Source organism: Bacillus sp. MM09(2025), from assembly GCF_050496725.1.
Classification (GTDB): domain Bacteria; phylum Bacillota; class Bacilli; order Bacillales; family Bacillaceae; genus Bacillus; species Bacillus pumilus.
On record NZ_JBNWEN010000004.1, the window covers coordinates 875,675 to 900,160 of the forward strand.

A 24,486-nucleotide genomic window follows, 5' to 3' on the forward strand; every position below is an offset into this window, starting at 1 on the left:
CTGCTATGAAAAAATATCTCATTCTCATTCTGACTCTCTCATTGTTCATGCTTTCTGCCTGCTCGTTAGAACCGCCAGAGTGGGCCAAATCAACAAAAGATGGGAAGAAAAAAGACATCAAAATCGGTCTCTCGATCTCAACCTTAAACAACCCATTCTTCGTTTCTCTCAAAAACGGGGTGACGAAAGAAGCGAAAAAGCTTGGCATCGAAATCGTCATTGCAGATGCACAAAATGATTCAGCGAAACAAACAAGTGACGTAGAAGACCTCATTCAGCAAGGGGTCGACGCATTACTTATCAACCCAGCGGACTCGTCTGCTATCTCAACTGCTGTTGAATCAGCGAATGCTTCAGATATTCCTGTCATCACATTAGACCGTTCAGCTGAAAGCGGAAAAGTAGAAGCACTTGTTGCCTCAGATAACGTCAAAGGCGGCGAAATGGCAGCCAACTTTATCATCGACAAGGTCGGTAAAGGAGCAAAAGTCGCTGAATTAGAAGGTGTACCAGGCGCTTCCGCTACACGTGAGCGCGGAAAAGGATTTCATCAAATAGCAGATAAAGATCTAAAAGTGACAGCAAAACAAGCGGCTGACTTCGACCGAACAAAAGGATTGAACGTCATGGAAAACCTCCTTCAAGGAAACCCTGACATCAAAGCCGTTTTTGCCCACAATGATGAAATGGCACTTGGCGCACTAGAGGCGATTCAAAGCTCTGGAAAAGACATTCTCGTCGTTGGCTTTGACGGAAACGAAGATGCACTCAACTCGATCAAAGCAGGAAAACTATCTGCCACAGTCGCCCAGCAGCCAGAGCTGATCGGGAAACTGGCAGTCGGCGCTGCAAGCGACGTCTTAAAAGGGAAAAAAGTAGAAAAGAACATCGCAGCTCCACTGAAACTAGAACAGAAAAAATAAACACAAAACCCCCGATAGCTCTCGGGGGTTTTCCTATTATTCCGGTCTTTTTAGCACAAATGACGTCCCTAAATGGGCGTAATCATTTCCCGCTAAACGTGCGACTGGCTTTAGTTCATGAGTCGAAACATAACCTTTTTCCGCATCATACACAGCCTCATCTAAATGCGCACACACAACCCGGCCAATGATATGATCGACCGTGATCTCCCCTTCATCATTTTGAAAGGTAAGATGCTTTTCAAGTTGACATTCAAAGCGAATACGTGCTTCCTGAATGCCCGGCACTGACACGACATGGCTCTTTACTTGATGAAGACCGGTTCGATCCAGCTCACTCTCTTCCTGTGGCAGCGTAGCAGCTGTTTCGTTGATATCTTCTATTATCGTTTCATCACTCACATGGACCACAAATTCTCCCCTGTCAATCATATGCTGCGCTGTGTCCTTCATCTGACCTTCGCGTCGTCCGATAGAAACTGCGAGGAGCGGCGGGTGTCCGCTAATGACATTAAAGAAACTAAATGGTGCGGCATTGACGACATCGTCTTTAGACAGACTTGTAATAAACGCAATCGGTCGTGGAACAATAGAGCCCGATAATAATTTATATGCTTCTTTTCGTGAAAGCTGATCCATTTGCAACGTAATCATTCAGCACGCCTCCTTTTGGTGTATCGACATCATACCATACCCTTTTTTCTATGCCTCTGATTCAGTCTCGGTGCGATGCAGGATATGATGGACAAGATGAAATAAAGCAGGATTATGATTTTCTCGTCTATAAGAAATCGTCCATTCTGCCAAAAGCTGTTCACCCTCAATGGACCGATACACAACATCTAGATTAAATAAACGCCGGGCTGATTTCGGAATGACCGCAATGCCGATACCAGCTGTGACAAGACCAATCACCATTTGATATTCTGCCGCTTCCTGCACAATATTCGGAGAAAAACCGTACTTTTCACATAGCAGGACAAAGTGTTGATAAAGGGACGGCCATGATTCCTGTGATAAAGAAATAATCGGTTCATGACGAATATCTTCGATTGTGACTGCCTCTTTTTTCGCCAGCGGATGATTTTTCGGAATCGCAAAAATACATTCACTTTGCTTCATCAAACGGCTAACCAGTTCTTCATGAGGCGATGTAGGATGTAAAAAACCGATATCAATCTCCCCATTTAAAAGCGCTCCTAGCTGCTGCGGAACAGAAAGCTGTTTCAGCTCAATACTGACAGAGGGATACAGCTCTCTGAATTCGCGTACAACTGGCGGCAGAATATCATACGTCGCTGTTCCAACAAACCCTATGATGATTTTCCCCAGCTCTCCTCTTGCTGTATGCCGGGCATGATCAACGGCTTTATTAAGCTGATGCAACACACCTCGCACCTCATGTAAAAAGACCTTTCCAGCAGCTGTTAGCTCCACCACTCGCTTTGACCGGTGAAACAAAGGAAACCCCAATTCTTCTTCAAACTGTTTAATTTGCTGACTAAGTGGAGGCTGTGTCATATTCAACCGTGCGGCTGCTCTGCCAAAATGCAGCTCCTCCGCTACTGTGACAAAGTATTGCAAATGTCTCAGTTCCATCCTTTCACCCCTCGCACACTTATTCGTGAAACATATTAAAACCACGTTAAACATATATTGGAAATTTTCCATTTTGAAATGTATAGTAAATCATATCATGAAAATATATTTTCATAAAAAATTTTACTTGCCGAAAGGAGTGCGGGGTAAATGAATTCTCAAGCACAACCCCTAACAAGACGAGGAGCAGAATTGATTGTTGATACGCTGATTGCTCAAGGTGTGACCCATGTTTTTGCAATTCCAGGTGCCAAAATTGACGCCGTATTTGATGTATTAAAAGACAGAGGTCCAGAGCTTGTCCTATGCAGACACGAACAAAATGCCGCCTTTATGGCAGCTGCTGTCGGCCGCTTAACCGGCAAACCAGGTGTTTGTCTCGTGACATCAGGTCCCGGCGCATCTAATTTAGCAACAGGTCTATTAACAGCCAATACAGAAGGTGACCCTGTTGTCGCAATCGCCGGAAACGTCATTCGTGCAGATCGGCTGAAACGAACACATCAATCACTCGACAATGCGGCATTATTCAAACCAGTTACAAAATACAGTGTTGAAGTACAAGACGTTCATAATATACCTGAAGCCTTAACAAATGCTTTTCGCGCGGCACAAAAGGGGCAGGCTGGAGCAGCATTTATCAGCTTTCCACAAGATGTCGTGACAGAACACACTACACAAACACCAGTGTCTGCTCACCCTTCTCCAGAACTAGGTCCTGCACCGGATGCTCTCATCAGCTCGGCTATCGCCAAAATTCAAAATGCACACTTACCTGTTGCCATTGTGGGAATGAAAGCAAGTCGTCCAGCTACTGCAAAGGCTACTAGAACATTATTGAAAACACTTGGAATTCCATTTGTCGAAACGTACCAAGGAGCTGGCGTTCTCTCAAGAGAGCTTGAGTCTCAATATGTAGGCAGAATCGGTTTATTCCGAAATCAGCCGGGCGATCTTCTCATTGAACAAGCAGATGTCCTTTTGACCATCGGCTTTGATCCAATTGAATATGATCCGAAGCATTGGAATATTCAGCCGAAGCAGCGACAGATCATCCATGTCGATGACATGCAGGCAGATATTGATCATTTTTATGAGCCGGCGCTTGAGCTTGTCGGCAATATAGCTGAAACCGTTAAACATCTAGCCCATGACAGTGTTCCACTTTCTCTATGCAAAGAACAAATTGAATTCGTCACTGAATTGCAGGAGCTGTTAAGCGACATTGAAAAAGCACCAGAAAGAGAAAGTCATCTATCTCACCCGCTGGATGTCATTCATACATTAAGACGCCTGATTCCTGATGACACGAAGGTCACGTGTGATATCGGGTCTCACGCGATTTGGATGTCGCGTCACTTCCGCGTCTATGAGCCGAACACATTCCTTGTGAGCAACGGCATGCAAACATTAGGCGTCGCCTTACCATGGGCCATTGCGGCTTCCATACTGAACCCAGATGAAAAGATCATTTCAGTCTCTGGTGATGGCGGTTTCCTCTTCTCTGCTATGGAGCTAGAAACAGCCGTCCGCATGAAAACAAATCTCGTTCACTTTGTTTGGAATGACAGCACATACGACATGGTGGCGTTTCAGCAGGAAATGAAATATGACCGCACATCCTGCGTTGAATTCGGACAGATCGACTTAGTGAAATATGCGGAAAGCTTTGGAGCGACTGGATTACGGGTTAACTCACCTGAAGAGCTTTCAACTGTCCTACAAAAGGGTATAAACATAGAAGGACCCGTTATTATTGATATTCCGATTGACTATCAAGACAACCCAGACCTCGCCAGTCAAAAATGGCCAGAAGTCTTTCGTGAAACACACACATTGAACGTCAGATAAGATGTCCATACATTACATCAAAGGAGTGAGCGGATATGGGTATGATGCACCCAATGAATCAACAGAACGACACAAGACAACATGACAAACAGCAAGAGGTCTATCAAGTATCGACGATGACCTCTTTGCTGGAAGCCGTATATGATGGAGATTTCTCCCTTTCACAAATTCCCGAGCACGGTGATTTCGGCATTGGTACATTCAATCAATTAGATGGAGAGCTGATCGGCTTTGACGGCGCATTCTACCGACTGCGCTCGGATGGAACAGCGACACCGGTTACCGATCAAGACTATTCACCCTTCTGCTCTCTAGCATTCTTTGAAACCGATATCGTTCATCGAATTGATGCAGCCATGACAAGCAAAGAGCTAGAAGAAGAAATCGACCGCATTTTACCGAGTAAGAATGTGTTTTATGCGATCCGCATTGATGGATCATTCAAAAAGGTGCAAACACGTACGGTCGAAAAACAGGAAAAACCTTACGTTCCGATGGTGGAAGCAGTCAAGTCACAGCCCATCTTCGATTTCGAGAATATTCAAGGAACGATCGCTGGTTTCCGTACACCGCAGTACGCACATGGTATTGCGGTGAGTGGATATCATCTTCATTTCATTGACGACGATCGAAGTGTCGGCGGACACGTTTTTGATTACACTGTTGATCAAGTGACCATCCGAATTTCTCAAAAACGCCATATGAACTTACACTTGCCAAATACGCAGGAATTCTTCCAAGCAGACATTGATCGAGCTGACCTCGCACAGCAAATTGCGAGTGCAGAAAGCAGCCCAGATCAATAAAATAAAGACACCCCGGTGATTCCGGGGTGTCTTTTTATGCAAAAGGAATACTTATCACTTCATTAAATTTCATTTCGTTAGTAAATTGAAATTCATTCATTCTATTCGTAATGAAATATGTTAAAATATCAACAGAAGAAAGGTGGTTATATGGTGGCAAACGACTTTAGCATTCCGAACTTAACATTAGACGAACGAGATAAACAAATTTTATCCCTATTACATGAGGACGGGCGTATGTCCTATACAGATCTAGGAAAACAAGTCGGTCTTTCACGTGTTGCTGTACAAGCCCGTATTCAGCAGCTAATTGAAGCAGGTGTCATTGAACGATTCACAGCTGTGATCAACCCTGCTAAGATCGGCATTCATGTTTCTGTCTTCTTTAATGTAGAGGTTGAGCCGAAATTTTTAGAAGCAGTCGCCCTTCAGCTCGAACAGGAAACAGCTGTCACAAGCCTTTATCACATGACAGGGCCAAGCAAGCTGCATATGCATGGCATTTTTCAAAACGAACAGGAAATGGAGACATTCCTAACAAAAAAACTGTACCCGCTTGAAGGCGTTGTGAGTGTGGACTGCCAAATGCTCATTAAACGTTACAAAAGCCGAATGGGCATGAAATTGTAGATAGGAGTTGAAGCACTTGCAATCATATATCGAACTCATCATCGCTATGGTGCGAACCGGCATTCTCGGTTTTGGCGGAGGTCCTTCCGTCATACCACTCATTCGCCATGAATCGGTAGTGAAATATCAATGGGTCAACGATGACGAATTTGGAGAAACACTCGCCATCGCCAACGCATTACCAGGTCCGATCGCGACCAAAATGTCAGCATATCTCGGCTATCGATTGAAGGGCGTATCCGGCGCAATCATCGCAACAGCTGCCCATATTTTACCGTCATGTCTCGCCATGGTGGCACTCGTTACACTTGTCAGCGTCTTAAGCTCCTCACAAATCATTCAAAATATGATTGGCGCCGTGACGCCAGTTATTGCCGTCCTGCTTGGGATCATGGCATACGAGTTTGGACAAAAAACGCTAAAAGGCTTCGGAATGATCTTCGGGATCGCTCTGTTCCTTTTTACCTTTATCGGGCTGCAGGTGCTGTCCATTCATCCAGGAATCATTGTCATCATCTTTTTATGCTATGGCGCTTTTCATTTCAAACTGAAACAACGCTGGAATCGACCAAATAAAGAGAAAGGGGTGTCTTCATGATGCTGATTCTCTTTTTATTCTGGGCATTCTTCTTGTCCAATCTATTAGGTTATGGCGGAGGACCTGCATCCATTCCGCTGAATTATGAAGAAATCGTCAACCATTTTCATTGGATGACGAACGAAGGGTTCTCCAATATGCTTGCTTTAGCCAATTCACTGCCAGGACCAATTGCGACGAAAATCGCAGCATATGTCGGCTATGACGTCATGGGCTGGCCAGGCTTTATTGTGGCACTGCTTGCAACTGTTCTGCCATCAGCCATTGGATTGATTTTACTGCTCAAGCTGATTGACCGCTTTCGCCAATCTCCTGTCGTCAAAGGCATGACCTTGTCCGTCCAGCCTGTCATTGCGATGATGATGCTTTTATTAACATGGGAAATTGGCGGAGATGCAGTAAAAGCCATTGGCTGGACGCAATCGCTCGCTATTGCCGCGATCTCCTTTTTCTTTATGACTAAATTCAAAATGCACCCCGCCTTTCTCATTGTGGCTGCCTTTTTATATGGCGGATTGATTCTGCCGCATTAAGAAAACCGATAACATGGCCTGTGTTATCGGTTTTCTTTTACATATAGATTGGAGAAATCGGTCTGCGCCCAATCGAATGATATTCGACTCCTGCTTGTTCTGCTGCTTCAAGCGTATGGCAGTTTCGCCCATCGAAAATAAGCGGCTGTCTCATCCATTCCTTGTAGGATGTGAGCGGAAACGTCTGAATATCTGTCCACTCTGTTAATATACAAGCTGCATGGACATCCTTTATCGCTTCTTCCATCGTATGAGCAAACTTGACTTGATCCGGCAGTTCACGAGCGGCATGGCGTGAGGCAACAGGATCATACGCCACAAGCTCCGCGCCTAATTGATGGAGTTCATGAGCGATGGGTACCGATGGCGCCTCCCTCATATCGTCTGTATTCGGTTTAAAAGCAAGGCCAAGAAGTGCAATTCGCTTTCCTTCAAGATTTGATCCCAGTCTCTCCTGAATACTTCGGATAAAACCCGCTCTCTGCTCATTGTTTACTTTGATAACAGCCTTTAGCAGCTCAAAATCATGCGACACATGCCCTGCGATTTGGACAAGTGCATTTGTATCCTTTGGAAAACAAGAACCTCCGTAGCCAATCCCCGCCTTGAGAAATGAAGAACCGATCCGCTCATCGAGCCCCATTCCCTGCGCCACCCATTCAACATCAGCACCTGTTTTTTCACAAATGGAGGCAATCTCATTCATAAAGCTGATTTTGGTCGCAAGAAAAGCATTAGATGCATACTTGATCATTTCTGCACTTTTTCGGTCTGTCTTAACCACTGGCAGGTGGAAATCAGCATACACCTCCTCGAGCCGGTCTAATACAGCTTTTGTTTCAGCCCCAATGACAAGCCGATCTGCCCTCAATGTATCTGAAATGGCAGAGCCTTCTCGTAAAAACTCTGGGTTAGATGCAATCGATAATGGCTCATTCCGTCCTAATTCTTGATGTATCATCTGTTCGATTTGATCACCCGTTCCAACAGGCACCGTACTTTTCACCACAAGAACCGCACCTGATTTCGCTTTTGTACCGATCTCCTTTGCGGCTTGAAACACATATTGTAAATCAGCTTGACCATCTGCCTGCTGCGGGGTGCCAACCGCAATCATTAACACATCAGCCCGCGGGTAGGCTGCCTCCCCATTTATGTGAAATTGAATTCGACCTTGCTCAAGATTGCGTTTCAGCAGTTCTTTTAATCCTGGCTCATACATTGGTGGATGTCCCTGTTTCAGCTGCATGACCTTTCTCCGGTCAATATCAATACATACCACATTGTGCCCTGCCTCCGCTAAACACACACCTGTGACCAGTCCCACATATCCACAGCCTGCAATTGCAATATTCATGACACCATCAGCTCCCCATACGCCTTATGCTTGTAAAGACATCGTATGCTGGGAGCTTTCTTTCCATTCATAAAAGCATACAAAAACCCCCTGCCATTACTAGCAGGGGGTCACTTTTATGAAACAAGACCATTTCGAATATGAGCAATCAGATTTTCAAGCATTTCTTTTGTTGTGACATCATTTGAATTCTCACCAATATCATGAGCGTACATCAAAATTTTTAAAAACTCTTCTTGATTCAAACCCTTATTATCCATGTCTGTATCCTTTCGATTCCACTAATTTCATTATTATATGCTGTAAGGTTGGTTTATGCAATACTCTAATACATCATTCGACAGCTTTTGAAATTTATGACCATTTTCATGAAAAACTTTTTTATAAATCACCATTGAGCTATAATAAAAGAATTGGAATCTTTTACTTGGTTAGGAGCGGATCAAATGCTTCAGCACAACATCAATGAAGAAGAACTCAAGCAAACAGCCGAACAAATCAAAGAACTTCTTCCTGCAACAGATGAAAACAAACAACTCATCAAAAAAGCATTGATTACTTATAGACAGGACAGTGTATATCGTCTCAAGCAAGAATCTGATACGGAATGGTCAGCTTATGTACATGATGTCGTGGCAGCAAGAGTCCACCTTCATGTGCTGTTTCCTGTGAGAAGCAGCTGCTCATGTCCGGCAGATGGACTTTGTAAACACATTCTCGCTGTCTTCTTTTCGCTATACGCTCAAGTGGAGAGTGTGACCGGATTTACAGAAAATTGGTCAGAAAAGGATGAATTACAACGCAGCAAAGAATTAATTCGCCAGCACTTCCAAGTGAAGCGCCCAGACGAACAATCACTCCAAAGCTGGTTGAATTTTTTCCAAGAGGAATTTAACCTCTGGCTGAAACGGACACCAAAGCACCAGCAAACACCGCAGCATTTGTATTACGGCTATTTATCGATCTTAAAAAAACACGCACCTCATTCACCTGAATTCAAGAGTTTGTATGCGATTCATACGTCAATCGATGTGTGGTTAAGGATTTATGAATTAATCGACCTTGGCCAGCTTGATGCCGAGAAGGACTTTTATTCCATGAATCCATATGTAGAACAGCTCATGAACACCATTTTTGATTCAGTGGATCACTTAAAAACATACGCCCTTTCCTTTTCCCTCGATCCGTTTCTTGAAAACACACCAACTGCCGTTCGGACACTTCTTCAAATAAACGGACCTTTTCAACATGAACGAGTAGCGGTCTTTATGGAGATTTGGGGCACCATATTAAATAGAGGGAAATGGGTTAAAAAAGAAACAGAATTACTAAAGAACGCTCAGCAGCAAAAACAAACGGTTGAGCGTACCATCGGATTGATGCACATGGATTATTTACTGAAAGAAGACGATAGCCTTTTTCAGCAATTAAAGCTGCTCAATGCAGATATGCTGCCAAATGTGCTCAACTGGCTGAAGGATCTGTCAAACCGTAAGGACTGGAAGCGGCTCAAGCTCTGGTATCATGAGATCACCTATATTTTAGAGGAATATTGCCAGCTCGACCTTTCCTACAGAGAACTGCGAGGAGCCGTCAGTGATTTCTTCTTCTATTTAGACGCATACTTTAAGCAGACGAATGATCATCATTTATATGAACGCTACCTCCAGATCTGCATGCCCTATGCGTTTACTGAATATAGTCAGCTCTTATATGCACAAGAGCGTTATGCAGAATGGATTGAAATTCACAGCCTTGTTGGTTTCTCCATCAGTGAACTGGAGAAGGACCTGATCAAACAAATTGCAAAAGAGGAGCCTGAAGCGCTCATTCCGTCGTATCACCGTGAAATCTCACAGCTTCTCGATCAAAAGAATCGAAGTGCTTACCGGGAATCTGTGAAAATGCTAAAAAAACTGCGCACGCTTTATCATAAAACGAAACAAACTGCGATTTGGGAAAGATATGTAAAGCAGCTACAGGATTCAACGAAACGGCTGCGTGCGTTCCAAGAGGAAATGAAGAAAGGAAAATTAATTGATGACACGCCATAAACAAATTGTCATTCATGCAGAACAAACAGAAGATTTCTCTTTCACCATTTCAGCGCAAGCAGAGGACGGACACCCTGTTCCGCTTAATGAAATGAAGAGGCAGCTTTTCCAATGGCACGAATCGTCTTTTTACGGAACATTTTTAGAAGATGTGAGCTTTATTGGCACACCTGCCTTCCTGCTAAGCCCTTGGATGACCGTTGAACTGCTAGGGAAAAATTCATTTAATACCTTTAGTCATGTGACACTAACCGATGAAACGGAACCACTGATGAAGACAGCCTCCACCATTTATGAATTCATTGAGGATGAAGATTTTATTCCCGATTACGAGGCTTGGACAAAAGGTGTCCTTCGTTTTAAAGACAAAGAAGGACTATTAGATGGCTATACGGCTGAGTGGTTCTCCTTTGCCGTACAGGATTACATTCAATATGATGATGCCTTACAGCACAAATGGAACCGCATGACAGAACAATCGCCTGCGCTCTCATCCTTCCAAGGACATTTTTTAGATGAGCAGGATTTCTTGGAAACGATTGGCTGGATTGATGACGACACACCTTTCACTGTCGGCTTGCGTCTAAATGAACCGGATTTCGACGGAGACAATTGGAAAATCGAATTGTTTTTGCGTGATAAGAAAAACAGCGATCTTCACTTTTTTGAAGGCATCCGTTCATTGAAAAGATCTTGGCATCCTTATCAAGATAAAATCTCCAGAGAGCTGGAGCGATTCGGTCAAATTGTCCCTTGGCTCTCTTTCACATCTGGCACCACGCTCATGTCAGAAGACGAAGCATGGCTCTTCCTATCTGAAGCAAGTGAAACACTTGTGAATATGGGCATTGAGATCCTGCTCCCATCGTGGTGGCAAATTGTCAAAGAAAGCACCATGATGCTAAAAGCAAGGATTTCCTCTACTCCAAGAGGCGAGTCGCATGTCGGAATGGATGCCTTGATGGACTTTAATTGGCGCTTTGCTACAAACGGCATCGAGCTGACAGAAGATGAGTTCAACGAGCTTGTCCAAAGTAAACGGCGCCTTGTCAATATTCGTGGACAATGGATTAAAATCGATCCAATCTTCATCCAGCAAATGAAAAAATGGATGGAGCGCGCCGAAAATGAAGGGCTGCACATGTCTGATATTTTGTCACGTGAACTGGCAGATCAAGAAGCATCCTCTGAATCGGTTCCAGAGCTGCTAGACAGCTCAGCATTTGCACATATTCAATTTGAACTCTCATCTCAATTAAGAGGGCTTGTCCATCAGTTAAATGATACGCAGGAGCTGCCTTCATACGAAATGAGTGAGTCCTTCAAAGGCACACTCAGACCGTATCAGCAGCATGGTGTCAACTGGCTGTTATTCTTAAGATCTCATGGATTTGGGGCTTGTTTAGCAGATGATATGGGTCTTGGAAAAACGATTCAAATGATTGCATATTTCACATATTTGAAAGAGCAGGAGCAAAATGCCGCTCCATCTCTCATCATTGCGCCGACCTCTGTCTTAGGAAACTGGCAGCGAGAGCTTGAAACCTTCGCGCCACATTTGAATGTTGCCTTGCATTATGGGCCATCGCGTCCTCAAGGGGAACACTTTACAAAGGCATACGAATCAACAGATATTGTCCTGACATCTTATGGACTCTCACATTCTGATCGTGATGAATTAACGTCAGCAAAGTGGGATACGATTTGTTTAGACGAAGCCCAAAACATTAAGAATGCCCATACAAAACAATCGAGAGCGATCAGACAGCTCAAAGGGCAGCATCATATTGCCCTTAGCGGGACACCTATGGAAAACCGTTTAACAGAGCTTTGGTCCATTTTTGACTTCGTCAACAAAGGATATCTCGGCAGCTTGACGAGCTTTCATAAGAAATTCGTTCTGCCGATTGAAAAAGACCGTGATGAAAAAAGAATTGAACAGCTGCAGCAACTGATTAAGCCTTTCCTTTTAAGACGAACAAAGCAAGATGAAGAGGTCGCCCTGAACCTGCCCGAGAAACTCGAAGAAAAAGAATACATTCCGCTATCCGCTGAGCAGGCTTCTTTATATGAACAGCTCGTGAAAGATACTTTCGAACACATGGCTTCGTTAACAGGAATGCAGCGGAAAGCCATTATTTTAAGTATGCTCGGCAGACTCAAACAGATTTGCGATCACCCGGCTCTCTATTTAAAAGAGAGTGGAACCGATGTGAAACTGCTGAAACGTTCATTAAAAATGGATAAACTCGCAGAGCTGTTAAAAGCAATACATGAACAAGGAGAAAGCTGCCTCATCTTTACGCAGTATATTGGAATGGGGAACATGATCAAGCAGCTGGCGGAAAAGATGTTTGGAGAACCCGTTCAATTTTTAAATGGCAGTCTGTCCAAACAGGAGCGGGATAAAATGGTGGACCGCTTCCAGAAGAAAGATTTCAACATCTTAATTCTCTCTTTAAAAGCAGGAGGAACAGGACTTAACCTAACCGCCGCAAACCATGTCATTCACTACGACAGATGGTGGAATCCTGCTGTGGAAAACCAAGCGACCGACCGTGCTTATCGGATCGGACAAAAACGATTTGTTCACGTCCATAAGATGATCACAACGGGCACGATCGAGGAAAAAATCGATCAAATGCTCGAAACAAAACAAACGTTAAATGATCAAATTATCCAAAGTGAAAGCTGGATTACAGAGCTATCGACAAACGAACTAGAAGATTTATTCACATTAAGTGCCGCCGCTCAATCATCTTAATCCAAGCAAAAAGAGGACTTTTCTCAAACATGATGAAAAGTCCTCTTTTTTCATTTCATATGAACATAGGTTAGATGTGCAGTTTTTTCAATGCAGATTTCACGTTCATATACGTATTCAATTCACGGAAGTCTTCTCTCATTTCTCCCATTTTCATCGCAAGATTCGGTTTAATTCCTGTCACGATGAGTTCCGTACCAGTCATTAAAATCAAATCGTTCAGCTTAAAGATCGCGTCTGCCACAAATGAATCGACTTCTAATAAACCAGACAGATCGACAATAAAATAATCGTCCTTGGATTGAGAGATATAGGTGGAGACTGTGGAGATAATCTTATCAAATCTTGGCGCTGTTAACGTACCAATGATCGGTAACACAGAAATACCATCTTTCACAGGAACAATGGGAACAGAAATGTTCAGCACTTCATCAATTGATTGCTCAAGAAGCTCCTGCTGTTCCTTCTCTTTCGTGACATCCTTTTGCAGACCAACGAAATAAAGACGTTTCCCTTCATTTTCGTCAATCCAAAGAGGAGCTACACTTAACTCATTCCAAAACATCTGTCCAGATTTTTTATAATTTTTTAGCTGAACAGTGACAGCCTCTTTGTTCTCAATTGCTGTTCTAATTTGTTGGAGAGCGTTTTGCTCTGTTTCATTTCCTTGAAGGAAACGACAATTCTTCCCCAATACTTCGGGTTCTTGATAGCCTGTCATATCTAAAAAGCCCTTGTTCACATATATTAAAGGATTATCAGGTAAAGACGGGTCCGTCACCGTCAGGCCAACCTGAGTATAGTCTAAGGCTTCCTTGATTAAATGCAGATTTTCGGACTTATAAGATTCCAGCGCCATTCGTTTACTCTCCTTAATTTCCTTACAAGCGGGTTATGTTCATAATTAAATTATATGATGTTCCACATCATGTGTAAATAGAAGTAGTTCTGAATTCCTCTTTTGTAGAATGCGCTTTATCCTATGTGATTTATACAACGACATCTGATGCATCTACTTCAAAAGGTGTCGAATCATATACGCCACACCATGTTCATCATTTGTTAACGTGACATGATCAGCGATTTCTTTCATATCCTGTCTCGCATTGCCCATCGCAACCCCAACACCAGCTGCTAGAAGCATCGATTCGTCATTTAAACTGTCTCCTACAGCCGCTGTCTGGTCTAAAGGAATACCAAGTCGTTCTGCCAGTCTTGTTAATGCCTGGCCTTTAGATGCATCCTTTGAACCAATTTCAAAGTTATGATCGGCTGAACTGACCATTGTGACATCTGAATCATCACCAAACATATTCCATCCTTTCTTCAATCTGTCTTCAAAGAAAGAGAAACCTAAAATGTTGTAGAATGAAAGCTTTCGATCCTCACGAAACAACTCTTTATATGTATCAATATAAGAAAAACCCGACTGACTATATTGCACTTCTGCCGCTTGTTTTAAAACACTCAAGTCCGTTTCTGGATTTGCACTTTTTAAACGATCCATTTCAATCGCAAGAAGCTCTCTACCACGATTCGGTGTGAAAATGGCTTCGTTTGTAAAAACTTCATAATAATACTCACGTTCTTCAAGCCATTTCAATATGCGTTTGGCCTTTTCTTCTTGTAAAGCAGCTGAATGATATACTTGTCCAGCCGGATCATGAATCACAGCTCCATTGGCACTAATCACCCATGTATTCATCCCAAGCTCATCAAAAATAGACCTCACATCAAAATACGCTCTTCCTGTTGAAACGACAACTTCCAATCCATTCGCCGCTGCTTCCTTTAACGCCTGCTCATTTTCCTGACTCACTTTGTGTTCACTATTCAATAACGTTCCGTCTAAATCCGTTGCGATCAATTGAATGTTTGTCATCGTTCTCTCCTTTTTGTCTCCATTTTGGCTATCATACCGCTGATAAAATCCATCATCAAGAGGTGATCGGTTTATCATTGAATAAAAGAGTACCCGGCCACGCTACATGACCGGATACACACAAGGGGATTTAAGGGGACACATGACCTATACAAAGAAACGATGGTTCTATTACGCAGTGTTCTTATGCTCAAGGCAGCGTCTATCAGCTTTAGCTAGAGGGGGGCTGTCAGATGCTAGACGTTACCTTTTGATTCAGACCGTACCTCCTTTCCTTCTAGCTGCCCTTAGTCTACCGAGAAAGGTTGTATGTGACAAAACATGAAAATGAAAGAATGCCCCCTCAAATTCTCTCTTTCCTCTTTAATTTCTGCTTTTTACCGCTTGAGTATAAAACATCATCTTGTTTTGTTTGACGAAAAACTTATTTTTCATAAATTGATAAAAAACATCTGAATGAATCCAATTACTAGAAGGCATGTGAATATAATCAGATCCATCCCACGCAAACCAATAAAAACAAAGCTGCCCATCATGAATCGACAATTGAAATTCAAAGTAGTCCATTTGATCCTCGGTGACGTATTGAAACGTGAGTGACTCGCCTTCTTCCATGTACACATCACAAAATGAAAGAATGTCTCCCCACGAATAAACGCGCATTGTGCTCTTTGCCTTCTCTTCGCCAATATGTATGTTTCGTAATTGATAAGACTCCATAAAACATCTCCTTTCACTCATATGCAGCTCGCTTTAAGCAGGCAGCGGTTTCATTTATACAGATGTTGTATGCTATAATATTACTTACGAATAATGAACGCTTGTGAGGTGAAAAATATGAAAACCTTTAGGCTGATTGATTTAAAAATCGAACTTGATCCAAAGCAAGATAAAATGTCCAGCATTCCCCTTCGTGACGGTTTAATCATTAATAAAGAAGATGGTGAAAATCACTGGATGATCGAGGCACTCATTCCAAAAAAACATAGACAGGTGTTTGAGGTGCTCTTTCAGCAGCACACTGAAGTGAAGATTCTTGTGACGATCACAAAAGAAAACAACCGCCCTGTTCATCTATCTGTCCAAGTCAAAAACATTGTTGCTTTAGAAGAAAACATTTCTGTGCTGCTCGATGGTAAGATGATTACAAATCGTTATAGAACAGAAACAGAAGAAGTACTAAAAGACCTCGTCAAAGAGGGGCTTTCCGGAGAAAAACTACTGGATGCATTTAAACAAAACACATAAAAAAGAGCGGAGTTAGCCGCTCTTTTTTTATTGCACATCTTTCGATTGGCTTTGATTTTTCAAGAGATCTCTAATTTCAGTTAGTAAAACTTCCGTTTGATCCGGCGTTTCTACAACCTCTTCTTCCTCTGCCTTTTTCCGTTTTAATTTATTCAAATAACGAATAAAGATAAAAATGGAAAACGAGATAATCAAGAAATCAATCACTGTTTGAATGAAGCTTCCATATAAAATTTGCGCAGATCCGATCTTAATAGATAGACCGCTAAAATCATGTCCGCCAATAATAATGCCGACAAGCGGCATGATCAAATCATTCACAAGAGAAGTGACAATTTTGCCAAATGCTCCCCCAATGATGACACCTACAGCCAAGTCAATGACATTTCCCTTGACTGCAAATTCTCTAAATTCTTTCAGCATCTTTTATCACCTTCATCTTTTTTTGTCTAATATGACGTTTTTTTGTCAAAAATGCAAGTCCTGATCCGTTCAGACTAGTTGTTTCCATATAAAAAGCGATTCATCCTTGATGAACCGCCAAGCAAATCATGATACTTTAGGACCGATAGAAAATGTGAGTTCTGCTTCACATGCCACTTCGCCATCTACTGTGGCTACTGCTTTTCCTTTGGCAACTGGACCGCGAAGACGTGTCACTTCAACCTCTAAACGAAGCTGATCGCCAGGCTTGACCTGTCTTTTGAATCGGCAACTGTCAATTCCAGCAAACAAACCGATTCTCCCTTGATTCTCTTCTTTACCTAAAATGATGACCCCAAAAACCTGAGCAAGCGCTTCTACAATAAGCACACCCGGCATGACTGGGTATCCTGGGAAATGACCGTTAAAAAATTCTTCATTTACTGTTACATTTTTGATTCCAACCGCTCTTTTGTCACCATCAACTTCTAAAATACGGTCAACCAATAAAAATGGATAACGGTGTGGAATAATGTTTTGAATTTGCTGAGCATCAAGCATGTCTTGATCTCTCCTTCTTTTCTATATCGCTGATCTTCATTTGATTCCTATAGAAGTATATTATGAATGCTCGTATTTTTCAACGTCCACTCCATACATATGGCAAAAAATAGAATCTACTATTGCCTATTGTCATCAAATATAATCCACACTACACTCATTGTTTTTTCACAAATATGGTAATATATATTACATCATTGATTGAATAAGAGGGTAAAAATGAATTTTATGAGTGATAAACCCATTAAAAAACTTCTCCATTCGTGGTATACAATGCTAAAGCATCGACATTTTTCGAAGGCTGAAGAAATCAAAACAACTCTATTAAAACATCAACGTAAAATATCAAAAAAACAGGAACTCTATTTACATTATCAGCTGATGCTTTTTCGGCATCAGCTCTGGATGAATCAGACAGAGGACTTAGAAAAAATGAAACATGAACTGATGCAGTTCAAAGACCAAATGAACGATCAACTGCATTATTATTTTAACTTCTTTCTCGGTTTATACGAATCTTTAAAAAGTGATCAAAATGATGCCATTCATTATCTTGAAAAAGCAGAAGAAAAACTGCCGCTGCTAGACGATGAGCTAGAAGAAGCCGAGTTCCATTTTCGTACAAGTGGTGTTTATTATAACAAGCGCTATTCGTTGTTATCGATTCGTCATGTTGAAAAAGCCATGGATATCTTTGCAAAGCACGGGGATATCCATAGCATTTATCGGTGCAAAATTGTCCTCGCACTTAACTTTAGTGATCAAAAAAAATATGAAGAAGCAGAAGCTCTTTTTATTGAGATCATCGAATACGTGAAAATCATTGATGATCAAGAACTGCTCGGTATCGTTTATTATGACGCTGGCTTTATTCAGTCGAGACAAAACCGTCACAAGAAAGCGCTGGAATACTTTAAAAAAGCACTTCGTCTGCCAGCATACCGAAAGTCCGCACACTCTTATGTATCGTGCCTCTACGAAACAGTGCGTTCCTGCTATAAAGAAAATTTAACCGATGAAGGTATGAAGTATATTCAAAAAGGATTAAAAGAAGCCGTTGCTTCACAATTTGATATATTAAGAATCAAGTTCCAAATCTTATTTCTTCTCTACAGCCAAACGCCAAAGGCAGATGAGCAGATTGCAAGGCTCGTCACATGCCTTGAACGAAAAGAAGCCTGGATTGATCTTGAGGATTTGCTTGCCGATGTCTCAGATTTTTATAAAAAAAAGGGCGACTTTGAGCGAGCCGCCTTTTTTATCATGAGAGGCTGATGTCAGCCTGCTCATTATCGAATTGTATTTACTAATCCAAGCATCTGATCACCCATCGTAATCGTTCTTGAGTTCATCTGATAGGAGCGCTGTGTTGTCATGAGATCTGTTAATTCTTTAGACATGTCCACATTCGACGTTTCAAGTGCACCTTGCTGAAGCTGAATCGCTTGGCGGTTTGCTCCATTTAGTGCTGTTAATGCACCTTGATAAGTACCGTCAACTGAGAATAAATTATCTCCTTCAGAGACAAGTGCTGAAGAGTTATTGACTTGCACAACACCTAGATTCACTTGCTGATTCGGTTGATTATCTCTTGAAATGGCTGTCAGACGTCCATTTTTATCAATTGAAATATCACGGAAATTCGCATTTAAGACGATTTCATTTCCATTTTCATCAAGAATCGGATGGCCTTCGCTAGTGACAAGCTGCACTTGGTTACGATTATTGCCTGGCTGTAAGTATAGAGAACCGTCTCTTGTATAACGAATATTACCGCCGGCATTGACCTGCATATACTGAGAAGGCGCTCCAAATGCAACATCAAGATCACGGCCTGTTTCTTTAATCGAACCTTGCAGTGAGTTAATGGACGCATTGACCATCGTACCCGTACCAAGCCTTAATCCATCAGGTGTCAGACGACTGTTTGCCACCTGCGCATTTTTTTCATCCACTTGGTTGAACTGTTGTCTGATCAGCTCTGAGAAACGGGTATTTTTCGCACGGTATCCTGTTGTTTCACTGTTCGCGATATTATTACTGATAATATCAAGCTGCTTTTGTACTTCGTTCATTGATACAGCTGCATTGATCATCGTTCTAAGCATGAGAATCCTCCTTTCTTTTTCATTTCTTAATTAATACACTCTGCCAATTTCATTCACTGCTTTTTCTAAGCTTTTATCATACGCTTGAACCACTTTTTGGTTTGTTTCAAATGCTCGATAAGCGGTTGTCATTTCTGTATATGATTTCGTCACATCCACGTTCGACAGCTCCGATACACCTTGACTTAACGTATAGGACATTTGACCGTTATTGACTGCACTTGGCAGGGGCTGGTTATCAGCTGTACGGTATAAATCATTTCCTTCTCTCGCTAAGTTTCTTGTATCCATCGCAACACGTACATCAATTTGCCCAAGATTTTGTCCATTTTCACTCACAGTTCCATCTGCATTCACTTTGAAATTCTCACTCTGAACCGTGATTGGCTGACCTGTCACAGAAAGAAGAGCACGCCCATTGATCGTCAACTGATTTTGTGCGTTCAATGTAATCGAGCTACTTTTCGTATAACGAACGCCTTCTGGGGTATTGACCGCATAAAAGAGCGCTGATTTCTGATTGGTCTCAGGGTTGATCGGCACATTATTTTCGACTAGTGCGATATCCGTTGTTTGATCTGTTGTTTTTAAAGTTCCTTGGGTAAATTGAGGAATCAGTTCCTGCATATATGTCCCCGTATTAATGCCGCCAATCGGTGTTTGCTGAGGAACACTAAACCCTTTGCCTGAAGAAGTTTGGAAACGTCCTGACTCCATTCGGCTAAGCAGCATTTCTGGAAATGCCCGCATGGCCCCCTCATCCGCTTTATATCCTGGCGTATTCGCATTTGCGATATTATTTGAAAGCATTTCTGTCCGCCGCTCTTGAGCGATCATGGCAGATGTTGCGGTGTATAGTCCTTTTAACACGTGCTCACCTCATTAAAATTCTTTCACATGACCTAAACACAATCTTCTATGAAATATATCGGCATATTTGCAGGGTTCTTTAATAAAAATCCCCCATTCTTTCGAAAAAGAATGAGGGACATCATTAGCTGAGTTTACGCTTTGGCAGCTTGTCCATATTATCAAGCATGACGCCAGTACCAACAGCTACACAATCCATCGGATTCTCAGCAACGAAAACTGGTACTTTCAGCTCTTCTGCAAGCAATTGATCAAGCCCGTTTAGAAGAGCTCCGCCACCTGTAATGATGACGCCGCGATCAATAATATCAGCTGATAATTCAGGCGGTGTTCTCTCAAGAACTTGCTTTGCAGCCTGAACAATCGCAGATACAGATTCACGCAATGCTTCTTCTACTTCTTTGCTTGTGACGGTAATCGTTCTTGGTAATCCTGTCACCATGTCTCGTCCACGAATTGAAATCTCTTCGTGACGTGCGTCTGGGAATACCGTTGCAACTTGGATCTTAATATCCTCAGCCGTGCGTTCACCGATCAACAGCTTGTACTCTTTTTTAATGTAGTTGAGAATTTCCAGATCAAATTTGTCTCCAGCCATTTTAATAGAAGAGGCGGTTACAATGTCACCCATTGAGATGACAGCGATATCTGTCGTTCCGCCTCCAATATCTACGACCATGTTTCCACTTGGCTGAAAAATATCCATACCAGCACCAATAGCTGCTACTTTTGGCTCTTCTTCAAGAAATACATGCTTACCGCCGCTTTTTTCAGCAGCTTCTTTGATCGCCTTCTGCTCAACAGATGTAATGTTTGTCGGGCAGCAGATGAGCATACGCGGCTTAGAGAATAGCCCTTTCACATTTAATGAGTTAATAAAATGCTTGAGCATCGCTTCAGTTACTTCAAAATCAGCAATTACGCCATCTTTTAATGGACGAATCGCAACAATATTCCCAGGCGTACGTCCAACCATACGTCTCGCCTCTTCTCCAACAGCCAAAACTTTTCCGCTGTTTTTGTCAAGAGCTACCACAGATGGTTCATTTAATACAATTCCTTTTCCTTTGACATGAATCAGTACATTGGCAGTACCAAGATCAATTCCAATATCCCTAGCAAACATCTATATATATCCTCCTTGAAAATCTGTTTCCATAGCAAATACCACATTCTGCCCTAATTATATATTCTATCATAATTTGCAGAAAAAAAGATATTTCTTTACAAAAGTCTTTACAAAATTTGTGGTTAGAAACTACCGATATGAGGAAGATATATATATCATGTTTATGAACAAAGAACTAAGCTTACTGTTTCACAGGCTCGCCTTCTAAAATTTCTTCTTTTTTATACTTTAATTTAGTGGCTTCTCCCCCTCGCAAGTGGCGGATTGATTTATGATAATCCAGTATCTCCTTCACTTCATTAGCCAGATCTGGATTAATTTCTGGCAGTCTTTCTGTTAGATCCTTGTGTACAGTACTTTTAGAGACTCCAAATTCTTTCGCAATTACACGAACGGTTTTCTTTGTCTCCACGATATACTTTCCTATCTTGATTGTTCGCTCTTTGATGTAATCGTGCACACCACTCGACCTCCCTAAAATGGATGTGAGAAGTGTGAAATGAGATCCGTATCAATAGTGTCCATTTTTAGCGGCGCTTGTTCGTCTTAATTTCTCATCCATTAGGTAGTAAATGCCAAACACGATCCCTCACCTCAAACACTCTCTTTGTCAGGTTTGTAACAGTGTATTAGCATTGCATAGGGAATATGCTAAAAATGAAGATGGGACAAGGGATTTATCAGAAAATGCAATCATTTCGAGTGGCGAAAATTTTCACTTTACAAGAATGAGTCGAGCACGTAAAATAGAAAAGGTGATTTTATTTACCTAGCTAAATATTTAATAAAGGTGAGCATATGGATACGTTAAATAGAGAGTGTTTACATCAAATACACCAAAGCGCCAGGTTGCTGTCTAAAAAGGCGAACGAAGCGCTTGCTGCTTATGACTTGTACATGTCCCAATGGACTGTACTTTTTTGTTTGGACACATTCGGCCCGAAAACCCAAAAAGACATTTGGACATATTTGAACGTCGAAGCCCCAACCATTACCCGAACCGTAACCCGTCTAGAAGCAAATGGCTGGGTGCAACGTGTACAAGGAAAAGATAAACGTGAAAACCTGATCGTCATGACAGATGATGCTAAGGCCCGATTTGAAGAAATCAAACGTACGATGGAACAATTTGAAGAAGAATGTCTTTCAGATTTCACCCACGAAGAAAAACAACTCCTGCATACACTTTTACACAAATTATCAACTGAATAGGAAGTGACATACATCATGAACGAACGCATTTGGACAAGAGACTTTATCATGATTGTCCTGGTGAATTTATTTACGTTCACCTCTTTTTATGCCCTTTTAACCTTGCTGCCTATTTACACAATGGATGAACTAAATGGAACAGAATCACAGGGCGGTCTTCTTGTGACGGTCTTCTTATTGTCCGCCATTGTGACAAGACCATTTTCTGGAGCGATTATTGAGAAATTCGGTAAAAAACGGATGGCGATTTTCTCATCAACGGCATTTGCCTTACTCACTTATTTATACATCCCAATAGATCAATTCCAAACGCTTCTCTTACTGCGTTTCGTGCAGGGCATCTTTTTTAGCATTTTGACGACAGTAACCAGTGCCATTGCAGCAGATATGATTCCAAAACATAAACGCGGGGAGGGACTTGGCTACTTTGTCATGTCCATGAACCTTGCTGTTGTCATCGGTCCATTTATTGCACTAAATCAAGTAGGAAAAGTAGGATTCCATTCCTTATTCCTTCTTTTTTCCATTATCGTTACCATTGGTGCCGCTTTTACGATGCTCATCAGACAACCAGAGCTTGAAGATGGAGGAAGTGTTGTCTTCCGATTTACTTTTTCTCACTTGTTTGAAAAAGGTGCCTTAAAAACAGCGGCAGTCGGCATCATTATTTCCTTCTGTTATTCGCCGATCATTTCATTTATTTCAGTCTATGCCAATTCCCTTGACTTGATGGGGGCAAGCAGTTATTTCTTTATTGTGTTTGCGGCAGCGATGCTTGGATCACGTCCATTTACAGGCAGACTTTTTGACCGTGTAGGACCTCACATTGTGATCTATCCTTCGATTGCTCTTTTTGCGATTGGTTTATGGATGCTGACAGCTACACATTCAGCTACAATGCTTCTGCTATCAGGTGGTGTCATTGGACTTGGCTATGGATCGCTAGTGCCATGTTTACAAACACTTGCCATTCAGCACTCACCAGCCCACCGTACAGGCTATGCGACGGCTACTTTCTTCACTTTATATGATACGGGTATTGCTGCTGGCTCTTTTGTATTTGGTCTCCTTGTCAGCTTCACAGACTTTTCAAATGTATATCTCATTGCAGGTATTGTTGTCTTGCTCAGTATGATTGTTTTTTATTGGAGCGAACGAAAGCCACAAGAAGCAAAAGCACAGAAGGTCTCCCTATCAGAATAGGATTCTATTTTAAACTTCAACGGAAACATGCTAAAATATAGGATGTTTCAAATAGACGAATATTTGAAAAATAGTTGGCATTAAGCGAAGGTATAGGTGATGTTTTGAATTACGAACTGTTTAAAGTGATACACGGGATGGCTCATCATTCTGAGTTTTTAGATCAGGCCATGATTTTCATTACGAAAAAGGCCATTCTTGTGTATGCCCTTGTCTTATTGATTTGCTGGTTTTTAGGTAATCACAAATTTAAGAAGCATGTCTTCTTTTCCGGTGTAACAGGCATCGCGGCACTTATCGTCAATTTTGCCATTACACTGTTTCATTATGAAGAGCGGCCGTTTGTGGCACATAAAGTCGACACACTCATTCCGCACTCAGCAGACGCTTCCTTCCCAAGTGACCATACAACAGGTGCACTGGCTCTTTCACTTGCCATTCGATCTCGCAATAAAAAGCTTGGCAACATCTTGCTCGTCTTTGGATTACTCACAGGATTCTCCCGCATCTGGGTTGGTCACCATTATCCATTAGATGTCTTAGGCAGCCTGGTCGTATCAATTGTGGTCGTCTTTATCATGAATAAATTATGGAAATTCTTTGACTCTCCAATTGATCGCATCGTCACTTTCTATGAGACAATTGTAGGGAAAATATTCAGAAGGAAGCAAAAGGATCAGGGTTCTGACCTGTCTAACTCTTAAGCGGCTTGCGATAATGTGATGAAGAATCTTC

Annotated in this window: 26 protein-coding genes; 13 read left to right on the forward strand and 13 right to left on the reverse strand. The window is 42.0% G+C overall.

Translation table 11 applies throughout. From position 1 onward, the window contains the following. Positions 1–5: 5 nt before the first annotated feature. Positions 6–923: a ribose ABC transporter substrate-binding protein RbsB gene (rbsB, locus tag ACQYAC_RS10820; protein ID WP_429943279.1), complete on the forward strand. Its 918-nt coding sequence runs from the start codon at positions 6–8 to the stop codon at positions 921–923. 36 nt (positions 924–959) lie between these two features. Here rbsB and ACQYAC_RS10825 read toward each other — a convergent pair whose 3' ends face one another. Next, positions 960–1,577: a flavin reductase family protein gene (locus tag ACQYAC_RS10825; RefSeq protein ID WP_081042261.1), complete on the reverse strand. Its 618-nt coding sequence runs from the start codon at positions 1,575–1,577 to the stop codon at positions 960–962. Positions 1,578–1,625: 48 nt separating this feature from the next. Then, on the reverse strand, positions 1,626–2,522 hold the full coding sequence (alsR, locus tag ACQYAC_RS10830; RefSeq protein WP_429943280.1) for an acetoin biosynthesis transcriptional regulator AlsR: 897 nt from the start codon (positions 2,520–2,522) through the stop codon (positions 1,626–1,628). A gap of 150 nt (positions 2,523–2,672) precedes the next feature. On the opposite strand from alsR, the gene alsS reads away from it, so the two are divergent. The 5 genes from alsS to ACQYAC_RS10855 all read left to right on the forward strand — a co-directional run bounded on the left by alsS (position 2,673) and on the right by ACQYAC_RS10855 (position 6,940). Further along, positions 2,673–4,373, forward strand: coding sequence for an acetolactate synthase AlsS (gene alsS, locus ACQYAC_RS10835; RefSeq protein WP_429943281.1), 1,701 nt, complete (start codon positions 2,673–2,675; stop codon positions 4,371–4,373). Between the two features lie 35 nt (positions 4,374–4,408). Then, the gene (budA, locus tag ACQYAC_RS10840; RefSeq protein ID WP_169055843.1) at positions 4,409–5,179 is read left to right on the forward strand and encodes an acetolactate decarboxylase; all 771 of its coding nucleotides are present in this window, start codon (positions 4,409–4,411) and stop codon (positions 5,177–5,179) included. Between the two features lie 150 nt (positions 5,180–5,329). After that, on the forward strand, positions 5,330–5,809 hold the full coding sequence (locus ACQYAC_RS10845; RefSeq protein ID WP_371869431.1) for an Lrp/AsnC family transcriptional regulator: 480 nt from the start codon (positions 5,330–5,332) through the stop codon (positions 5,807–5,809). Positions 5,810–5,816: 7 nt separating this feature from the next. After that, a complete protein-coding gene (locus ACQYAC_RS10850; RefSeq protein WP_429943282.1) occupies positions 5,817–6,407 on the forward strand; it encodes a chromate transporter in 591 nt (196 codons plus the stop codon). Beyond that, positions 6,407–6,940: a chromate transporter gene (locus ACQYAC_RS10855; protein ID WP_429943283.1), complete on the forward strand. Its 534-nt coding sequence runs from the start codon at positions 6,407–6,409 to the stop codon at positions 6,938–6,940. The genes ACQYAC_RS10850 and ACQYAC_RS10855 overlap by 1 nt, the downstream gene beginning before the upstream one ends. 37 nt (positions 6,941–6,977) lie before the next feature. On the opposite strand, the gene ACQYAC_RS10860 is transcribed toward ACQYAC_RS10855, so the two are convergent. After that, a complete protein-coding gene (locus tag ACQYAC_RS10860; protein ID WP_429943284.1) occupies positions 6,978–8,297 on the reverse strand; it encodes a UDP-glucose dehydrogenase family protein in 1,320 nt (439 codons plus the stop codon). A 116-nt stretch (positions 8,298–8,413) separates the two neighbouring features. Continuing rightward, a complete protein-coding gene (locus ACQYAC_RS10865; RefSeq protein WP_003214884.1) occupies positions 8,414–8,557 on the reverse strand; it encodes a hypothetical protein in 144 nt (47 codons plus the stop codon). A 186-nt stretch (positions 8,558–8,743) separates the two neighbouring features. On the opposite strand from ACQYAC_RS10865, the gene ACQYAC_RS10870 reads away from it, so the two are divergent. Beyond that, the gene (locus tag ACQYAC_RS10870; protein WP_429943285.1) at positions 8,744–10,351 is read left to right on the forward strand and encodes an SWIM zinc finger family protein; all 1,608 of its coding nucleotides are present in this window, start codon (positions 8,744–8,746) and stop codon (positions 10,349–10,351) included. Continuing rightward, positions 10,338–13,115 (forward strand): DEAD/DEAH box helicase, encoded by a 2,778-nt coding sequence (locus ACQYAC_RS10875; RefSeq protein WP_429943286.1) that lies wholly within the window; start codon positions 10,338–10,340, stop codon positions 13,113–13,115. The genes ACQYAC_RS10870 and ACQYAC_RS10875 overlap by 14 nt, the downstream gene beginning before the upstream one ends. Before the next feature lie 70 nt (positions 13,116–13,185). Here the strand turns inward: ACQYAC_RS10875 and ACQYAC_RS10880 are convergent, their stop codons facing one another. The 3 genes from ACQYAC_RS10880 to ACQYAC_RS10890 all read right to left on the reverse strand — a co-directional run bounded on the left by ACQYAC_RS10880 (position 13,186) and on the right by ACQYAC_RS10890 (position 15,717). After that, positions 13,186–13,974 (reverse strand): PAS domain-containing protein, encoded by a 789-nt coding sequence (locus ACQYAC_RS10880; RefSeq protein WP_058013506.1) that lies wholly within the window; start codon positions 13,972–13,974, stop codon positions 13,186–13,188. Between the two features lie 153 nt (positions 13,975–14,127). Beyond that, complete coding sequence (locus ACQYAC_RS10885) at positions 14,128–14,988, reverse strand: Cof-type HAD-IIB family hydrolase (RefSeq protein ID WP_208856858.1); 861 nt, start codon at positions 14,986–14,988, stop codon at positions 14,128–14,130. A 372-nt stretch (positions 14,989–15,360) separates the two neighbouring features. After that, positions 15,361–15,717, reverse strand: a complete 357-nt coding sequence (locus ACQYAC_RS10890) for a hypothetical protein (RefSeq protein ID WP_058013504.1) — start codon at positions 15,715–15,717, stop codon at positions 15,361–15,363. 117 nt (positions 15,718–15,834) lie between these two features. Here ACQYAC_RS10890 and ACQYAC_RS10895 point away from each other — a divergent pair, with 117 nt between their 5' ends. Continuing rightward, on the forward strand, positions 15,835–16,245 hold the full coding sequence (locus tag ACQYAC_RS10895; protein ID WP_003215215.1) for a YwpF-like family protein: 411 nt from the start codon (positions 15,835–15,837) through the stop codon (positions 16,243–16,245). 27 nt (positions 16,246–16,272) lie between these two features. On the opposite strand, the gene mscL is transcribed toward ACQYAC_RS10895, so the two are convergent. After that, positions 16,273–16,668 carry a large conductance mechanosensitive channel protein MscL gene (gene mscL / locus ACQYAC_RS10900; RefSeq protein ID WP_429943287.1) on the reverse strand — a complete coding sequence of 132 codons (396 nt, stop codon included), beginning with the start codon at positions 16,666–16,668 and terminating at the stop codon, positions 16,273–16,275. Positions 16,669–16,794: 126 nt separating this feature from the next. Beyond that, on the reverse strand, positions 16,795–17,229 hold the full coding sequence (gene fabZ / locus ACQYAC_RS10905) for a 3-hydroxyacyl-ACP dehydratase FabZ (RefSeq protein ID WP_429943288.1): 435 nt from the start codon (positions 17,227–17,229) through the stop codon (positions 16,795–16,797). 219 nt (positions 17,230–17,448) lie between these two features. On the opposite strand from fabZ, the gene ACQYAC_RS10910 reads away from it, so the two are divergent. Further along, positions 17,449–18,504: a tetratricopeptide repeat protein gene (locus ACQYAC_RS10910; protein ID WP_429943289.1), complete on the forward strand. Its 1,056-nt coding sequence runs from the start codon at positions 17,449–17,451 to the stop codon at positions 18,502–18,504. A gap of 14 nt (positions 18,505–18,518) precedes the next feature. On the opposite strand, the gene ACQYAC_RS10915 is transcribed toward ACQYAC_RS10910, so the two are convergent. The 4 genes from ACQYAC_RS10915 to spoIIID form a co-directional block, all read right to left on the reverse strand. Beyond that, a complete protein-coding gene (locus tag ACQYAC_RS10915) occupies positions 18,519–19,337 on the reverse strand; it encodes a flagellar hook-basal body protein (RefSeq protein ID WP_106071348.1) in 819 nt (272 codons plus the stop codon). A 30-nt stretch (positions 19,338–19,367) separates the two neighbouring features. Beyond that, on the reverse strand, positions 19,368–20,207 hold the full coding sequence (locus ACQYAC_RS10920; RefSeq protein WP_058013501.1) for a flagellar hook-basal body protein: 840 nt from the start codon (positions 20,205–20,207) through the stop codon (positions 19,368–19,370). A 124-nt stretch (positions 20,208–20,331) separates the two neighbouring features. Next, entirely contained in the window at positions 20,332–21,333 is a 1,002-nt protein-coding gene (gene mbl / locus ACQYAC_RS10925) for a cell shape-determining protein Mbl (protein WP_012011515.1), read from the reverse strand. A gap of 184 nt (positions 21,334–21,517) precedes the next feature. After that, positions 21,518–21,796, reverse strand: a complete 279-nt coding sequence (gene spoIIID / locus ACQYAC_RS10930) for a sporulation transcriptional regulator SpoIIID (protein ID WP_008343327.1) — start codon at positions 21,794–21,796, stop codon at positions 21,518–21,520. Positions 21,797–22,134: 338 nt separating this feature from the next. Here spoIIID and ACQYAC_RS10935 point away from each other — a divergent pair, with 338 nt between their 5' ends. The 3 genes from ACQYAC_RS10935 to ACQYAC_RS10945 all read left to right on the forward strand — a co-directional run bounded on the left by ACQYAC_RS10935 (position 22,135) and on the right by ACQYAC_RS10945 (position 24,455). Beyond that, positions 22,135–22,548 (forward strand): MarR family winged helix-turn-helix transcriptional regulator, encoded by a 414-nt coding sequence (locus ACQYAC_RS10935; protein WP_044140115.1) that lies wholly within the window; start codon positions 22,135–22,137, stop codon positions 22,546–22,548. Between the two features lie 15 nt (positions 22,549–22,563). Then, the gene (locus tag ACQYAC_RS10940) at positions 22,564–23,751 is read left to right on the forward strand and encodes an MFS transporter (RefSeq protein ID WP_058013500.1); all 1,188 of its coding nucleotides are present in this window, start codon (positions 22,564–22,566) and stop codon (positions 23,749–23,751) included. Positions 23,752–23,855: 104 nt separating this feature from the next. Beyond that, entirely contained in the window at positions 23,856–24,455 is a 600-nt protein-coding gene (locus ACQYAC_RS10945; RefSeq protein ID WP_034660243.1) for an undecaprenyl-diphosphatase, read from the forward strand. Positions 24,456–24,486 lie beyond the last annotated feature (31 nt).

Bases quoted from the DNA above. Each gene is read 5' to 3' on its own strand.
- rbsB (WP_429943279.1), top strand. From the start codon at position 6: ATGAAAAAATATCTCATTCTCATTCTGACTCTCTCATTGTTCATGCTT.
- ACQYAC_RS10825 (WP_081042261.1), bottom strand. From the start codon at position 1,577: ATGATTACGTTGCAAATGGATCAGCTTTCACGAAAAGAAGCATATAAA.
- alsR (WP_429943280.1), bottom strand. From the start codon at position 2,522: ATGGAACTGAGACATTTGCAATACTTTGTCACAGTAGCGGAGGAGCTG.
- alsS (WP_429943281.1), top strand. From the start codon at position 2,673: ATGAATTCTCAAGCACAACCCCTAACAAGACGAGGAGCAGAATTGATT.
- budA (WP_169055843.1), top strand. From the start codon at position 4,409: ATGGGTATGATGCACCCAATGAATCAACAGAACGACACAAGACAACAT.
- ACQYAC_RS10845 (WP_371869431.1), top strand. From the start codon at position 5,330: ATGGTGGCAAACGACTTTAGCATTCCGAACTTAACATTAGACGAACGA.
- ACQYAC_RS10855 (WP_429943283.1), top strand. From the start codon at position 6,407: ATGCTGATTCTCTTTTTATTCTGGGCATTCTTCTTGTCCAATCTATTA.
- ACQYAC_RS10860 (WP_429943284.1), bottom strand. From the start codon at position 8,297: ATGAATATTGCAATTGCAGGCTGTGGATATGTGGGACTGGTCACAGGT.
- ACQYAC_RS10865 (WP_003214884.1), bottom strand. From the start codon at position 8,557: ATGGATAATAAGGGTTTGAATCAAGAAGAGTTTTTAAAAATTTTGATG.
- ACQYAC_RS10870 (WP_429943285.1), top strand. From the start codon at position 8,744: ATGCTTCAGCACAACATCAATGAAGAAGAACTCAAGCAAACAGCCGAA.
- ACQYAC_RS10875 (WP_429943286.1), top strand. From the start codon at position 10,338: ATGACACGCCATAAACAAATTGTCATTCATGCAGAACAAACAGAAGAT.
- ACQYAC_RS10880 (WP_058013506.1), bottom strand. From the start codon at position 13,974: ATGGCGCTGGAATCTTATAAGTCCGAAAATCTGCATTTAATCAAGGAA.
- ACQYAC_RS10890 (WP_058013504.1), bottom strand. From the start codon at position 15,717: ATGGAGTCTTATCAATTACGAAACATACATATTGGCGAAGAGAAGGCA.
- ACQYAC_RS10895 (WP_003215215.1), top strand. From the start codon at position 15,835: ATGAAAACCTTTAGGCTGATTGATTTAAAAATCGAACTTGATCCAAAG.
- mscL (WP_429943287.1), bottom strand. From the start codon at position 16,668: ATGCTGAAAGAATTTAGAGAATTTGCAGTCAAGGGAAATGTCATTGAC.
- fabZ (WP_429943288.1), bottom strand. From the start codon at position 17,229: ATGCTTGATGCTCAGCAAATTCAAAACATTATTCCACACCGTTATCCA.
- ACQYAC_RS10910 (WP_429943289.1), top strand. From the start codon at position 17,449: ATGAATTTTATGAGTGATAAACCCATTAAAAAACTTCTCCATTCGTGG.
- ACQYAC_RS10915 (WP_106071348.1), bottom strand. From the start codon at position 19,337: ATGCTTAGAACGATGATCAATGCAGCTGTATCAATGAACGAAGTACAA.
- mbl (WP_012011515.1), bottom strand. From the start codon at position 21,333: ATGTTTGCTAGGGATATTGGAATTGATCTTGGTACTGCCAATGTACTG.
- ACQYAC_RS10935 (WP_044140115.1), top strand. From the start codon at position 22,135: ATGGATACGTTAAATAGAGAGTGTTTACATCAAATACACCAAAGCGCC.
- ACQYAC_RS10940 (WP_058013500.1), top strand. From the start codon at position 22,564: ATGAACGAACGCATTTGGACAAGAGACTTTATCATGATTGTCCTGGTG.